Below are 14883 nucleotides of genomic sequence, written 5' to 3' on the forward strand. Positions count from 1 at the left end.
AAAGGGTAAATAAAAACGCGGGCTACACGCCAGGCGCGGTTATACAGTTTTTCACGTGCGCCAGCGCGCTTTCGAGCGGCACGGCGCTGCGAGACATTTTTGCTTGCAGGTTGGCGCCTAACCAGAGGGAATAGAGCACCTGTGCCTGCGTGAGCGGATCGCCGGAGAAGGAGAGCGTTTTTTCATTGCGCCCGCTCTCCAGCGCCTGAGCCAGCAGGGCAATCACGCCGCTGGCCCCTTTATCCATGGCGGTGCGCATATCTTCGGAGAGATCGCACACTTCGGCAGACAGTTTTACCGTCAGGCAGCCGCTGATGATGCCCTGCTGACAGAACTGCGTTAGCGTTTCCTGATAGTAGTTCAGAACACGATCCCGGTAGTCACCTTCACCGCTGGCGAAGTGGGCTGCCAGGCGCTGATGGTAGCTGGCGTAGTGCCGCTCCAGCATGGCAACGCCGAACGCCTCTTTGGAACGAAAATAGTGATAAAACGATCCCTTAGGTACTTCAGCGGTTTTTAACAACTCGCTAAGCCCCATCCCGGTAAACCCGCGATGCATGCAAAGGCGCTCGCCGGTAGCCAGCAAATGTTCTCGTGTATCGTGTTCAGTGTGTCTGCTCATGCCCTTACTCTAATAGACCGTTCGGTCTAATGCAAGCCCGCTTAGCGACGACACTGCGACAGAATATCCAGCTGCGGCTGATAAACCGCTGATTTCACGTCCATCATGCCCAGAACGGTGGCGAATAAATTGTCCTGTGAAACCGCCTCTTTTGCGGCATGGTCACGCAGGCAATCCATGTTTACGCCGAAGTTTTTCGCATAATCCGGGGAGAGCCAGAACATAAAAGGAATATGCGTTTGCTGCTCCGGGGCCAGCATATACGGCGTACCGTGCAGGTAAATTCCGCTTTCGCCCAGCGATTCACCGTGATCGGAGAGGTAAATGAGCGCCGTGTTCATGTTGGCCTGCCGGGCTTTCAGTGCGTCGATGGTTCGGCTGACGACGCTGTCGGTATACAGAATCGTGTTGTCATAGGTATTGATCAGCGACTGATGATCGCAATCCTGAATTTCATTGGTATCGCAGGTTGGGGTGAACTTGCGGAAGCTATCAGGGTAGCGTTTGTAATAAGCCGGACCGTGGCTGCCCATCAGGTGAATAACCAGAACCGTATCCAGCTTTATTCCATCCAGCACGTTGTCCAGGCGGTACAGGTTAACGTCGTCGATACAGGATTTGTCCTTACAGAGCTGATCCAGTTTCCACTGGGTCATGTCCGTGTGCGGCACGCGGTCGCAGGCGCCTTTACATCCGCCGTCGTTGTCGCGCCACAGCAGGTTGAACCCGGCGTGGTTAAGCACATCAAGCAGACCTTCCTGATGATGGGCGAGGTCCGCGTCATATTTTTTCCGCGTCATGCCGGAGAACATGCAGGGGACGGAAACAGCGGTTTCCGTGCCACAGGAGGAGGCCCGCGGGAAGTTGATGACATCCTGCTTTTTCAGCTCGGGGTTGGTTTCACGCGGGTAACCATTTAACGAGTAGTTTGCAGCGCGGGAGGCTTCGCCCACCACCACAACCAGCACGGTTTTCTTGCGTTGGCTGGCAATCAGCGCGCCTTTATGAGCATCTTCGCCAATGCGGACCAGCGTCTGGTCGCCGGCAAACCAGCGCATTTTGCTGTATTTCACCACGGCGCTCACGTAATTCGCCGGGGTGACCATTTTTACGATGCTTTTGTTATTGCGGAACAGCGAAGCATAGTCTTTATAGAACACTGACGCGACCAGGATGATCACCAGCAGCGCACCCAGCATAGCGGCGAAGCGCGTCAGGAGGGCATACCACCATTTTCCGGTGCGAATGCGCGTCAGGGCTAACACAACAGATGGAACCAGACCCGCTACGACCAGCCACAGGATCATCTGCGGCGTCACCAGGGCTGTCGCTTCCTGAGAATTAGTCTCGAACACGTTCACAATCATGTTCTGATCGATAACCGCGCCATAGGTATACATAAACCAGGTCGCGGCGGCACATCCCAGGGTCAGGACAATCAGGAGCGGCTTACGAATATAGGGGATATTTAACAGGCTGAAGACAATCACCCAGCCGCAGAACAGTACCAGCGGCACGCTGGCAGCAAACAGGACATCGTGCAGATGCGCAGGCGCAATAATTGACCAGCTGCGCTGGATAAACAGTGCATTCAGTACGGTAAAGAAAAGTGCACAGCCCAGAGTAAATTTTATATCGTTACAGTGTAACTTTTTTGCGAACCACATGATGAGCAGACCATTCGTTATATCAATGCGGCGAGTATAAGAAGGGAAGATTAGCGAAACCTTAATGTCCTGTTTGTGGCAGACATCCTTGCATGCAAGCCATTTAGGGTCTTCACTGTAGGGAATAATGACGTTCTGGAGGTAGGTGTGGCAGAGCAACTGGAATTTTTCCCTGTCCAGAGCCCGTGCCGGGGTATTTGCCAGGTTGATGAACGAGGATACTGTCGTGGCTGCATGCGCACGCGCGATGAACGTTTTAACTGGCAAAATTTCAGCGACGCGCAAAAGCAGGAGGTCTTACGGCTTTGCCGACAGCGTCTGCTGCGTAAAATTCGTGCAAACAAAGCGGTTGAACCCGAAGAACCTCAGCAACCTTCACTGTTTTAGCAGGGTAATTGCGTATACTGGTGACATGACTTCCTTGAGGAAAATGTTATGGTTCAGCGTATTACCCTTGCCCCACAGGGCCCGGAATTCTCCCGATTCGTTATGGGCTACTGGCGCCTCATGGACTGGAATATGTCTCCGGTCCAGCTGGCGGACTTTATAGAAGAGCATCTCGATCTCGGGATCACCACCGTCGATCATGCTGATATTTATGGCGGCTATCAGTGCGAGGCCGCCTTTGGCGAAGCGCTGAAGCGTGCGCCGGGGCTGCGTGAACGAATGGAGATTGTGACCAAATGCGGTATTGCCACCACAGCAAAACCGGAGCATGCGCTTGGACATTACATCACTGACAGCGCGCATATCGTTAAAAGCGCCGAGCAGTCACTGGTCAACCTGGCCACCGATCGTATCGACCTGCTGCTGATCCACCGTCCCGATCCGTTGATGGATGCGGATGAGGTCGCGGAAGCCTTCCTGACGCTGCACCAGAGCGGCAAAGTGCGCCATTTTGGCGTGTCTAACTTCACCCCGGCACAGTTTGCGCTATTGCAGTCTCGCCTGCCGTTTACGCTGGCGACGAATCAGGTGGAGATCTCGCCTGTTCATCAGCCGCTGCTGCTGGATGGCACGCTCGACCAACTGCAACAGCTGCGCATCCGTCCAATGGCATGGTCTTGCCTGGGAGGCGGCCGTCTGTTTAACGATGAGGCATTCCAGCCGCTGCGTAACGAGCTTGAAACGGTGGCGCGCGAACTGAATGCGGAGAGTATCGAGCAGGTGGTTTACGCCTGGATCCTGCGCCTGCCGTCTAAACCGCTGCCAATTATTGGCTCCGGCAAAATTGAGCGTGTCCGCGCTGCGCTTGTTGCTGAGGAGCTGGATATGACGCGTCAGCAGTGGTTCCGCATTCGTAAGGCGGCGCTGGGCTACGACGTACCCTGAGCACGCCTGAACCTGACTTTCCGGTGAAATCTGCGCCTCTGGTATAGACTTAAGGTGCAAAAAATAACCCGTGGAGGTCATATGAAGCGTTTTGCTCTGGCAATGGTCACGCTGGTTGTTTGCGCAGGGGCGCAGGCAGCCAGCGAGGACGTTGAAATGAATCTCGTCACTTCTCAGGGGGTAGGTCAGTCCATCGGGACGGTGAAAATCACCGAAACCGATAAAGGGCTGGAATTTGCTCCCGATCTCAAGGCTCTTCCACCCGGCGAACATGGTTTTCACGTTCATGCTAAAGGCAGCTGTCAACCCGCGATGAAAGAGGGGAAACCAACAGCTGCGGAAGCCGCAGGGGGGCATCTCGACCCGCAGAACTCCGGTAAGCATGAAGGCCCGGAAGGGATGGGGCACCTCGGCGATCTGCCGGTGCTGGTGGTAAATAACGATGGTAAAGCCACCGATCCGGTTGTGGCGCCACGACTCAAAAAGCTTGACGAGGTCAAAGGCAAGGCGCTGATGGTCCACGTGGGCGGCGATAACATGTCCGATCAACCTGAACCGCTTGGCGGCGGCGGGGCGCGCTATGCCTGCGGGGTGATCTGATCGCCAATCGTTCCGGGTGGCGGCGCCTGTTCAAGCTGTGACAGGGAGCAGTGCAGCCGCCAGATAATGGATGCCAGATCGCGGGCCGCAGGCTGATGATGGTGCGCCAGCGTGTCGCAAATACGCTGAAGCTCGGCGAGCGTGACGCTCAGGGGGCGCTGCTGCACCCCGCGCTCGCTCATCACATCGCGGAGCATGGAAATACAGTTATCACGGACCTGCGACAGCGGATCGGAACGCGTCTCCCAGGCGCGCAGCTGCCACACCACGTGCGAACAGTTTAGCAGCACCACGCCCCAGCGCAGTAGCCAGCGACGGGAGAGTGAATCCTGGCTGTTGTTCAGCTGGCTGACATGATGGTAAACCAGCGATTCATACTCGCTTTCGCGCAGATGCGGCCTGCGGCTCAGCTGATCGACAAAACCCCTGCGCAACTCCCGAATATGCCTGCGGCTTTTACGCGCGTCCGAGCCCGGGCGTAGCACGGCGAAAGCCAGCCACGCCAGCCCCACGCCGAGGATCTTCGCCAGGTTGTCGTTGAGAAAATCAGCGTAATCGTAAACCGGTGGATTCGTTACAGAGATAAATGAGCCCATAAAAACAATTAACTGACCCCACAGACCGGCCAGTTTAGGCATTTGCAGTTTGAGCAACTGCATGGTGGTTAATAGCGGGAAGAGAAACAGCAGAAATTGCCAGAGGTCGGTTATCTGCACCATCAAACCAAATTTCACCACGAAGCTGAACAGCGACAGCAGCACCAGCGTACGCAGCAGAAGCGTCAGGGAGTTAAAGGGGGAAGCGGCGACGGAATAGAGCACGCAGCTGATTGCCGCAAGCGTCAGGGCCGCACTGCCCGCATCCCATTGCGTGGTGATGGCCCATGCGCCTACGGCCGTCAACGCGCAAAACGTACGAAAACCGCTCCACAGCGCCTCCATTGCGTCGGTATGCCGCGCCAGAGCAGGACTACCGGGAACGGAAAATTCGGTGACGGGCGTGGCATTCTCGACGGCTTTTAACCAGCGGCTGCTGCGCAGATACAGGCGGCAGAAATAGTTCAGACGCTGCCAGAAGGCGCGATGCCGGTAGTCATATTCATCCGCTGGGGCGAGCGGCGCGATAATGCGGGCCACGGTATAAATATCGGCATCCGAACGCGCAAGGGCAGCGAGCAGCGCCTCGATAATCTCCCGGGTATGGGCTGGCGGTGCAGGCCAGTTCAGCAACATCCGACGAAGGCTCGAGATCGCGCTCGTCATCCGCAATTGCTGGTGCAGTAAATAGTTCAGAAGCGTGTTCTGGCGACGAAAACGGTAGTGGCTCCAGAAAGCCTGGATGCGCAACAGGTTCATGGTCAGGATCTGGCCGATGACCTTTTCGTGCGCGAGGCGGATGTCATCGCTGCTGTCAGGCTGCCAGAGCAGGCTGGCATGTTCCAGCAAACGTGCGTGCATCGTTTTAAGGGCGGTGATAAGCGTAGTGCCATCTGAGGTACTGGGCAGGATCATCATCATGACGCCCCCGCACAGAATGCCGACCATCACTTCACACACGCGTGCCTGGGCGATATCCCACAGCTCGGTGGTATCCAGCACGTTGACGACCGGAAAGGCGATAATGGCCGCGGTGTAACCCGCCAGTTGAAACGCATAGGCAACGTTATTGGTAAAATGAGCGCAGGCCCAGGTACACAGCCCCAGCCATGCCGACATGCTTAACAAAAAGAGCCAGGGATCGTTCAGAGTATGGCCGGCAAGAAGCAGTGCGGCGGTTGCCCCCAGCAGGCTACCTGCCACGCGCCCGAGGCTTTTACTGATAACGCCCCCGACGGTAGGGAAGCTGACGACCGCCGCAGAGGTCATCGCCCAGTAAGGCTCATCCAGATTCAGATAATAGGCAACCGTAAGCGCAAGGCACATGGCGATGCCGTTACGCAGCGCGTAACGCCACTGCGGCCGTGTCGCTTTTATCCACGGCGTATTGCGCCAGGAGAGAGCTCCCAGGTTCATCATCGCGATCCGATGGCGACGGTGCAGGTTGTGCCAGAGACCAGGGTAATGTCTTTCGGCAGTTGATCAAACTCGACGCGAACAGGCACCCGCTGAGCCAGACGCACCCACGGTACGTTGGGTTTGATGTCGGGCACCAGGCCAGAATCGGTTTCCACGCTCTGATCGTAAATTGCCCGACCTATGCTGCTAACGTGACCCTGTAACGTTTCTGCGCCGCTGTAAAGCGTGATTCGGGCAGGCGCTCCCTCGCGGATATGGCGCAGCTTGGTCTCTTCAAAATAACCTACAACATAGAAAGAGCGGCTGTCGACCAGGGCAAAGACCGGCTGGCCTGTGGTGGCGTAATCCCCCACACGGGTCGACAGGCTCGTGATCCATCCATCCACCGGAGCTTTGACAACGGTCTGGGTCAGTTGCCACTCGGCCTGTTTCAGCGTTGCCTCTGCAACCTTCAGGCTGGCCTGCATGGCTTTTACATTGATATTGGCGGTATCGAGATCTTCCGCAGAGATGTAATTCCTCGACAGATGTCGGCGACGTTCGGCTTCGTTATTGGCTTTTGCCAGATCGGATTGAGCTTTTGCGAGCTGCGCCTGGGCATTGAGCACCGCAATGTGAAAAGGGGTCTCGTCGATGCGGAATAACACATCACCCGCATGAACGAACTGGTTGTCCTTCACCAGCAGCGCGCTGATACTGCCGGACACCTGTGGCGTGATGCTGACCTGTTCTGCGCGGATCTTGCCGTCACGCGTCCAGGGCGACTGCATGTAATAATTCCAGAGCCACCAGCCGGCGATAAGCGCCAGCGCTAAGACGAAAAGAGTGGAAAAATATTTTAACGTTTTCAATGCTATTCTCACCACACGGTTAACACGGCAAGGCCAAGACAGACGGAGAGGGTAAACAGGGAGAGATCCATTAACATCGGGTGCCAGATTTCACCGGAATACATCCAGTCGCGCAGCAGACGATGCGCAATGAGCCAGATCACAAAACCGACCATCACGGCTTTAAACAGTGGCGGAAAGTAGACCGATGCGCCAACAATCAGATCCTGGAGGGGCAACCCTGCGGAGAAGGAAAACAACGTCACAAGCAGCGATCCTTTGCGGTGGAATGAGGGCCACAATGGCAGATTTCAATGCGATGGCGCATTACCGTTCAGTGTAAATCATCCTTTAAGGAATGATGAATACCGTGATTGCATTTGTTTTGGCAATACAAATACTGCAAACTATTCTAAAATCACTATAATCACTTAGCAAGCTAATTATAAGGAGATGAAATTGGAATCGCCATTAGGTTCTGATCTGGCAAGGTTGGTACGCATCTGGCGTGCTCTGATTGACCATCGCCTGAAACCTCTGGAACTCACACAGACGCACTGGGTTACGCTGCACAACATCCATCAGCTTCCGCCCGATCAGTCACAGATCCAACTGGCAAAAGCGATTGGTATTGAACAGCCTTCCCTGGTGCGTACCCTTGACCAGCTGGAAGAGAAGGGACTCATCTCCCGACAAACCTGCGCCAGCGACCGTCGCGCCAAGCGGATCAAATTGACGGAAAAAGCGGCCCCGATTATTACTGAGATGGAAACCGTCATCAGTAAAACGCGAGGGGAGATCCTGGCCGGTATTTCACCCGCTGAGCTGGAGATGCTGATCGGACTCATCGCCCGTCTTGAGCAAAACATCCACGATTTACAGTCGCGCGACTGACGTTGTTCACTGGCCTTGCTCGTGCAAGGCCTTTGTCATGTTCTGAACACCACCACCCGGTTGCGGCCCGTCTCTTTTGCCTCGTACATGGCTTTATCCGCGCTTTCCACACAGGTTTCAGCGCTGGTTTCCGGCGAGGTAGCGGTTAATACTCCCATACTAATGGTAATCGGTTCCGGAAGCTGCCCACCGCTGCTGGCCTTGTCAAACCCGCTCAACTTGAGGCGAATACGTTCGGCAACCTGATGCGCGACATCGGACGGTGTATTTGTCAGCATGAGCACAAACTCTTCGCCGCCGATCCGCGCCGCGATATCCTGCGGTCGCACCGAATCGGTCAACAGGTTTGAGACAAACTGTAAAACCCTATCCCCCTGCAAATGACCGTAGCAGTCGTTAATGCGTTTAAAACGGTCAAGATCGCTCACGACCACCGACACCGGATGTGTCACCGTGGCCGTGTTTAGCGCGTGATTTAATGAATCATAGAAATAGCTGCGATTATAAAGACGGGTGAGGGGGTCGCGGATGGAATTTTGATAAGACTGCTGATATTTTACATGCGAGTCACGATACAAATTAAATACGTCGGAAAGTAAGATGAAAATAATCATTAACGTAGCGACAGTTTCGAATAACCGTGCCCGGTACCATGAAATATCTTCAGCGTGTCCGCCTAACAATAGCATGAGCAGAGTGACGATATAACAGACACATAAAAAATTGCCGCCGACCCAAAACAAATTCCTCACGCGGGTAATGGCCAACAGGGTGATTAACGTTACTACCCACAGGACGATCAAAATGATATTGATCGCCTGGCTCCAGAGAACCATAAACTGTCGGGTTTCATTATCCACCAGGTCCAGTGTGAGCAGGGTTGAATGGCTGGAATAGAACAATGCCAGCCCAAGCATACAGCCCGTAAAGAGCGAGGCGCCGACAACGATACCAACATGGGCGCTTCGTGAGAGCGCAGAATTGCGCAGGGTATACAGTAATGCTGCGACGATCATCAGCACCGCCATTAAAAAGTGGCGGAACATGTAGAAAATCATGGCGTCGTTATAGTTCGCTTCGTTGAACTGATAGAGATCAAGCCAGGCCGGGAAGCTGGCCAGTGTCCCCACCATCAGTAACGCCGAACCGGCAAAGGCCAGGGCAATGGGAACAAGATATAATCGCCTTTTGTCGCACCAGTATTTCATTGCCATAAAACAGGCAATAAACAGATGGAACACCAGAAGAAATATCGTCAGCGTAGGGAAAAACAAAGGTGAAAACGAAGGAACCCATTCAACAAGTTTTATAAAAAAACCTTGTAATACGGCAATGATAACAATACACCCAAGCGCGAAGGCCACAAAGCGGTTCTTTACAAATCGACAGATCGCAAGCATAGAGAATTTAAAAATTAAAAAAGGAAAAAGAGATTGCGAAGAGTCTAAGCGAGGGAAATAAAAAATACTTTGCGCACGGACAAGAACGGGTGAAATGAATAATTCACCATGTGAATATATTGTGCCAATATATTATTGGAAATGATGATTTTGGTAAATGGATGCGGTCTGAAAGACCACATCCATCAGGATATTAACGCGGGGAGACGGTGACCTGGCTGCCGTTGCTTGCAAGAACAACACGCTGGCCAGCAGAGAAGCGGGTGTTACCCTGTTTCTGCACAACCATAATAGTGCTGCCATCGTCTTTGCGGATTTCCAGCTCAACGCCCTGAGTTTTGTTCATCGCACCCTGAACGCCCTGACCCGCTACGCCGCCTGCAACTGCGCCCGCTGCGGTCGCCAGAGAACGTCCGGTGCCGCCGCCAATGGTATTACCCAGGAAACCACCCAGCACAGCACCGCCGATTGCGCCCACCACGTTCGTGTCATCGCCACCCTGAATCTGAACAGGACGGGCATTAACGATAGTACCGTATGTCACGTTCTGTACCTGTTTAGCTTCAGAAGCACTATATACGTCGCCGGAGAGTGAACTGTCATTCACACAACCCGCCAGTGTTAAACCAATCAGCGAAACGCCCAGTACACGTAAAATCATTTGACTCTCCTGTTCACCAAAAAACGCCCGGTTGGGGCATCCGTCATGGCTAAATTATATGGCATTCCTGACCACAGTTCATATCTTTGCATGCCGAATAAATAAATTTTACCTGAACAGGGCTTAACGGGACATAAACAAACATCGCCTGTGCTACAGGTCTGAGATTGTTAAAAATTATTATCACCGCATAGCAAAGCCGCGTTATTTATGATGGAGTGGTTGCACTTAGCCCATGTAACGTAAGGAAAGCGCATGAAATCGGGTCGCTATATCGGTGTGATGTCTGGTACCAGTCTTGACGGTGTGGATGTCGTTCTGGCCGCCATTGATGAAAACATGGTGGCGCAGCAGGCAAGCCTGACCTGGCCAATTCCGGTCTCGTTAAAAGAAGAGATCCTGAACATCTGCCAGGGGCAACAGCTGACGCTTTCCCAACTGGGCCAACTGGATGTGCGTCTGGGGGCGCTGTTTGCTGATGCGGTACTGGCCCTGATGCAGCAGGAAAGACTCCACCCGCAGGATATCGTGGCAATAGGCTGCCATGGGCAGACCGTCTGGCATGAACCTGTCGGCGAGGCGCCGCACACGATGCAAATTGGCGATAACAACCAGATTGTGGCAAAAACCGGCGTAACGGTGGTGGGTGATTTCCGTCGTCGTGATATGGCCCTCGGCGGGCAGGGGGCGCCGCTGGTTCCGGCATTTCATCAGGCGCTGCTGGCGCACCCGGTAGAGCGCAGGATGGTTCTGAACATCGGCGGGATCGCCAACCTGTCGATGCTTATTCCCGGGCAGCCCGTGCGGGGGTACGATACCGGACCCGGTAATATGCTGATGGATGCCTGGATTTGGCGTCAGAGCGGTAAAGCCTATGACAAAGACGCGCAGTGGGCCAGCCAGGGGAAAGTGATCCTTCCCTTGCTGCAAACCCTGTTAAGCGATCCTTTCTTTGCTCTGCCTGCGCCAAAAAGCACGGGGCGGGAATATTTCAACTACGGCTGGCTTGAACGTCAGCTGGCGCGCTTCCCCGGCCTTGCGCCTCAGGATGTGCAGGCTACGCTGACGGAGCTCACCGCGGTGTCGATCTCTGAACAGGTGTTGCTGAGCGGCGGGTGTGAGCGCTTGCTGGTATGCGGAGGCGGAAGCCGAAACCCGCTGGTGATGGCACGCCTCGCCGCCTTGCTGCCGGGCACCGAAGTCACGACCACTGATGAAGCCGGGATCAGCGGAGACGATATGGAAGCGCTGGCCTTCGCCTGGCTTGCCTGGCGTACGGTTGCCGGTCTGCCGGGTAATTTACCCTCCGTAACCGGTGCGCGGGAGGCGAGCGTCCTCGGGGCCATTTTCCCCGCAAACCCGCGCCATAATCAGAGTTAACTGAAATTCAGCGGGAGGCGTAACCCGTAAAATAGGGAAAAACAGGAGGGCGGTTAGGCCCTCCAGGACCAGGATAGTCTTCGGAATCTACCCATGAAAAAACTTCTTCTCATTGCTGTACCTTTTCTTATGACCGGATGCAGCGTCTATAACCAGTTCGTTGAGCGTATGCAAACCGATACGCTGGAATATCGTTGTGATGAAAAACCGCTGACGGTGAAGCTGAACAACCCGCGTCAGGAAGCCAGCTTTGTTTATGACAATAAGTTGTTGACGCTGAAGCAGGGAATGTCGGCCTCCGGAGCGCGCTACTCAGACGGGATCTACGTCTACTGGTCGAAAGGCGACAGCGCCACCGTCTACAAGCGTGACCGCATTGTGCTGAACAATTGTCAGCTTCAAAATCCGAAGCGTTGAGATTTTTGAAGGGGGCGCGCACAATAGCGCCACCCAATCTCACTTTCAGCTAACGCCATGTCAGATAACGACGAAATACAGCAAATTGCGCATCTGCGCCGTGAATACACCAAAGGCGGTCTGCGACGCCAGGATCTTCCCGCCGAACCGCTGGTGCTTTTTGAACGCTGGCTGAAGCAGGCCTGCGAAGCGAAACTGGCTGACCCGACGGCAATGGTCGTTGCCACGGTTGATGAAAATGGTCAGCCGTATCAACGCATCGTTCTTCTCAAGCATTATGACGAGAAAGGGCTGGTGTTCTACACCAACCTGGGCAGTCGTAAAGCGCATCACCTTGAAAATAATCCGCGTATTAGCCTGCTCTTCCCGTGGCATATGCTTGAGCGCCAGGTGATGGTTACCGGCACGGCGGAGCGCCTCTCTACGCTTGAAGTGGTGAAATATTTCCACAGCCGCCCGCGCGACAGTCAGATCGGTGCCTGGGTCTCTAAACAGTCCAGCCGAATCTCAGCCCGCGGCGTGCTGGAGAGTAAATTCCTCGAACTCAAACAGAAGTTTCAGCAGGGTGAAGTACCGCTGCCGAGTTTCTGGGGCGGGTTCCGCATCCCCATTGAGCAGATGGAATTCTGGCAGGGCGGTGAACACCGTCTCCACGACCGCTTTTTATACCAGCGCGACAACGGTGGCTGGAAAATCGACAGACTGGCACCGTAATCCCCAAAATTTGTTGATTTAAGCGCTAGCGCACACCGCGCTGGCGCTTTATTCTATGGTCCTTTCGCATCAGGCGAAAAGTCGTGTACCGGCAAAGGTGCAGTCGTTTATACATGGAGAATTTGATGGCAAGCAGTAACTTGATTAAACAATTGCAAGAGCGGGGCCTCGTGGCCCAGGTGACGGACGAGGAAGCGTTAGCAGAGCGACTGGCGCAAGGCCCGATCGCGCTCTATTGCGGCTTCGATCCCACCGCTGACAGCTTGCATTTGGGGCATCTTGTTCCATTGTTATGCCTGAAACGCTTCCAGATGGCCGGCCATAAGCCTGTCGCTCTGGTTGGCGGCGCGACCGGTCTGATTGGCGACCCAAGTTTCAAAGCCGCTGAGCGTAAGCTGAATACCGAAGACACCGTGCAGGAGTGGGTGGATAAGATCCGTAAACAGGTTGCACCGTTCCTGGATTTCGACTGCGGTGATAACTCTGCGATTGCGGCGAACAACTACGACTGGTTTGGTGGCATGAACGTGCTGACGTTCCTGCGTGACATCGGCAAACACTTCTCTGTTAACCAGATGATTAACAAAGAAGCAGTGAAGCAGCGTCTTAACCGTGACGACCAAGGTATCTCTTTCACCGAGTTCTCCTACAACCTGTTGCAGGGGTATGACTTCGCCTGCCTGAACAAGCTGCACGGCGTATCTCTGCAAATTGGCGGTTCCGACCAGTGGGGTAACATCACCTCCGGTATCGATCTGACCCGTCGCCTCCACCAGAATCAGGTGTTTGGTCTGACCGTGCCGTTGATCACCAAAGCAGACGGTACCAAGTTCGGTAAGACCGAAGGCGGCGCGGTATGGCTGGATCCGAAGAAAACCAGCCCGTATAAATTCTACCAGTTCTGGATCAACACGGCGGATGCCGACGTTTATCGCTTCCTGAAGTTCTTCACCTTTATGAATATCGAAGAAATCAATGCGCTGGAAGAAGAAGACAAGAACAGCGGTAAAGCACCACGCGCCCAGTACGTGCTGGCGGACGAAGTAACCAAACTGGTTCACGGCGAAGAAGGTCTGGCGGCGGCGAAACGCATTACGGCGAGCCTGTTCAACGGGACCCTGAGCGATTTAAGCGAAGCGGATTTCGAACAGCTGGCGCAGGATGGCGTACCGATGGTGGAGATGGAAAAAGGCGCCGATCTGATGCAGGCGCTGGTGGACTCCGAGCTCCAGCCGTCTCGCGGTCAGGCGCGTAAAACCATCGCCTCTAACGCGATCACCATTAATGGCGAAAAACAGGCCGATCCGGAATATACCTTTACCGAGAACGACCGTCTCTATGGTCGCTACACGCTGCTGCGTCGCGGTAAGAAAAATTACTGCCTGGTCTGCTGGAAGTAATTAAAAGTATGCAGGGGCGTGGGAAACCACGCCCCTTTTGTTTTGACAGGGTTTGGTAAGTACAACATGAAGAACATCCTCGCCATTCAGTCCCACGTTGTGTTTGGACATGCTGGCAACAGCGCTGCGGAATTCCCGATGCGCCGCCTCGGCGTTAACGTCTGGCCCCTTAATACCGTCCAGTTTTCGAATCACACCCAGTACGGTAAATGGACCGGCTGCGTAATGCCGCCGTCGCATCTGACGGAAATCGTTCAGGGGATTGCGGATATCGACCAGCTTAAACGCTGCGATGCCGTACTGAGCGGCTATCTGGGTTCGGCGGAGCAGGGGGAACATATCCTCGGCATTGTGCGCCAGGTGAAAGCGGCAAACCCCGCGGCGAAATATTTCTGCGATCCGGTGATGGGACATCCTGAAAAAGGCTGCATCGTAGCGCCGGGCGTTGCGGAGTTTCATGTCCGTCATGCATTGCCCGCCAGCGATATTATTGCCCCCAACCTGATTGAACTGGAGATCCTGTGCGAGCATCCGGTCAACAGCGTAGAAGAGGCTGTAAGCGCCTCTCGCGAGCTGATCGCCCAGGGGCCAGAGATTGTGCTGGTGAAACACCTGGCATGCGCAGGGTTGAGCCAGGACCGTTTTGAGATGCTGCTGGTGACGAAGGATGAAGCCTGGCATATCAGTCGACCGCTGGTGGATTTCGGTACACGTCAGCCTGTCGGGGTCGGGGATGTGACCAGCGGTTTGCTGCTGGTGAAGCTATTGCAGGGTGCGAGCCTGCGCGATGCGCTGGAGCACGTCACCGCAGCCGTTTATGAAATCATGATTGCGACGAAGACGATGCAGGAATATGAGCTCCAGGTCGTCGCGGCACAGGATCGCATCGCGAAGCCGGAGCACTATTTTAGCGCAACGCAGCTATAGACACTGCCCGGCGGCGCTGCGCTT

General features: G+C 54.6%; 16 protein-coding genes. 9 read left to right on the forward strand and 7 right to left on the reverse strand.

Features of this window, described 5'->3' with window-relative positions:
• Positions 1-22: 22 nt before the first annotated feature.
• Both ACOTXD_RS12450 and eptA read right to left on the reverse strand, forming a co-directional pair.
• Positions 23-622: a TetR/AcrR family transcriptional regulator gene (locus tag ACOTXD_RS12450; RefSeq protein ID WP_003857618.1), complete on the reverse strand. Its 600-nt coding sequence runs from the start codon at positions 620-622 to the stop codon at positions 23-25.
• A 41-nt stretch (positions 623-663) separates the two neighbouring features.
• Positions 664-2289 carry a phosphoethanolamine transferase EptA gene (gene eptA, locus ACOTXD_RS12455; RefSeq protein ID WP_061856164.1) on the reverse strand — a complete coding sequence of 542 codons (1626 nt, stop codon included), beginning with the start codon at positions 2287-2289 and terminating at the stop codon, positions 664-666.
• A gap of 147 nt (positions 2290-2436) precedes the next feature.
• On the opposite strand from eptA, the gene ACOTXD_RS12460 reads away from it, so the two are divergent.
• The 3 genes from ACOTXD_RS12460 (at position 2437) to sodC (ending at position 4221) form a co-directional block, all read left to right on the forward strand.
• Entirely contained in the window at positions 2437-2676 is a 240-nt protein-coding gene (locus ACOTXD_RS12460) for a DUF1289 domain-containing protein (protein ID WP_003857614.1), read from the forward strand.
• 48 nt (positions 2677-2724) lie between these two features.
• Positions 2725-3621, forward strand: coding sequence for an aldo/keto reductase (locus ACOTXD_RS12465; RefSeq protein WP_023313962.1), 897 nt, complete (start codon positions 2725-2727; stop codon positions 3619-3621).
• A gap of 81 nt (positions 3622-3702) precedes the next feature.
• Complete coding sequence (gene sodC / locus ACOTXD_RS12470; protein WP_023313963.1) at positions 3703-4221, forward strand: superoxide dismutase [Cu-Zn] SodC; 519 nt, start codon at positions 3703-3705, stop codon at positions 4219-4221.
• Here the strand turns inward: sodC and ACOTXD_RS12475 are convergent.
• The 3 genes from ACOTXD_RS12475 to ACOTXD_RS12485 are packed head-to-tail and all read right to left on the reverse strand — an operon-like array spanning position 4200 to position 7332.
• Complete coding sequence (locus tag ACOTXD_RS12475; protein WP_003857609.1) at positions 4200-6233, reverse strand: FUSC family protein; 2034 nt, start codon at positions 6231-6233, stop codon at positions 4200-4202. The two genes, sodC and ACOTXD_RS12475, sit on opposite strands and share 22 nt — an antisense overlap.
• Entirely contained in the window at positions 6233-7093 is an 861-nt protein-coding gene (locus ACOTXD_RS12480; RefSeq protein WP_032610212.1) for an HlyD family secretion protein, read from the reverse strand. Before ACOTXD_RS12480 ends, ACOTXD_RS12475 begins: the two co-directional genes overlap by 1 nt.
• Before the next feature lie 2 nt (positions 7094-7095).
• A complete protein-coding gene (locus tag ACOTXD_RS12485) occupies positions 7096-7332 on the reverse strand; it encodes a DUF1656 domain-containing protein (protein ID WP_003857607.1) in 237 nt (78 codons plus the stop codon).
• A 187-nt stretch (positions 7333-7519) separates the two neighbouring features.
• Here ACOTXD_RS12485 and slyA point away from each other — a divergent pair, with 187 nt between their 5' ends.
• The gene (slyA, locus tag ACOTXD_RS12490) at positions 7520-7960 is read left to right on the forward strand and encodes a transcriptional regulator SlyA (protein WP_006808997.1); all 441 of its coding nucleotides are present in this window, start codon (positions 7520-7522) and stop codon (positions 7958-7960) included.
• A 35-nt stretch (positions 7961-7995) separates the two neighbouring features.
• Here slyA and ACOTXD_RS12495 read toward each other — a convergent pair whose 3' ends face one another.
• A complete protein-coding gene (locus tag ACOTXD_RS12495; RefSeq protein ID WP_061856163.1) occupies positions 7996-9360 on the reverse strand; it encodes a GGDEF domain-containing protein in 1365 nt (454 codons plus the stop codon).
• Positions 9361-9553: 193 nt separating this feature from the next.
• The gene (slyB, locus tag ACOTXD_RS12500) at positions 9554-10021 is read right to left on the reverse strand and encodes an outer membrane lipoprotein SlyB (RefSeq protein WP_003857604.1); all 468 of its coding nucleotides are present in this window, start codon (positions 10019-10021) and stop codon (positions 9554-9556) included.
• A 255-nt stretch (positions 10022-10276) separates the two neighbouring features.
• On the opposite strand from slyB, the gene anmK reads away from it, so the two are divergent.
• The 5 genes from anmK to pdxY all read left to right on the forward strand — a co-directional run bounded on the left by anmK (position 10277) and on the right by pdxY (position 14859).
• Positions 10277-11401 carry an anhydro-N-acetylmuramic acid kinase gene (gene anmK, locus ACOTXD_RS12505; RefSeq protein ID WP_022650944.1) on the forward strand — a complete coding sequence of 375 codons (1125 nt, stop codon included), beginning with the start codon at positions 10277-10279 and terminating at the stop codon, positions 11399-11401.
• A gap of 93 nt (positions 11402-11494) precedes the next feature.
• Positions 11495-11818: a C-type lysozyme inhibitor gene (gene mliC / locus ACOTXD_RS12510; protein WP_048208778.1), complete on the forward strand. Its 324-nt coding sequence runs from the start codon at positions 11495-11497 to the stop codon at positions 11816-11818.
• A 57-nt stretch (positions 11819-11875) separates the two neighbouring features.
• A complete protein-coding gene (pdxH, locus tag ACOTXD_RS12515) occupies positions 11876-12532 on the forward strand; it encodes a pyridoxamine 5'-phosphate oxidase (RefSeq protein ID WP_126501169.1) in 657 nt (218 codons plus the stop codon).
• Positions 12533-12657: 125 nt separating this feature from the next.
• Positions 12658-13932: a tyrosine--tRNA ligase gene (gene tyrS / locus ACOTXD_RS12520; RefSeq protein ID WP_023313971.1), complete on the forward strand. Its 1275-nt coding sequence runs from the start codon at positions 12658-12660 to the stop codon at positions 13930-13932.
• A gap of 66 nt (positions 13933-13998) precedes the next feature.
• Positions 13999-14859, forward strand: coding sequence for a pyridoxal kinase PdxY (pdxY, locus tag ACOTXD_RS12525; RefSeq protein ID WP_061856162.1), 861 nt, complete (start codon positions 13999-14001; stop codon positions 14857-14859).
• Positions 14860-14883: the final 24 nt, after the last annotated feature.

Source organism: Enterobacter cloacae complex sp. CDL013, from assembly GCF_049238805.1.
GTDB classification, from domain to species: domain Bacteria; phylum Pseudomonadota; class Gammaproteobacteria; order Enterobacterales; family Enterobacteriaceae; genus Enterobacter; species Enterobacter hormaechei_C.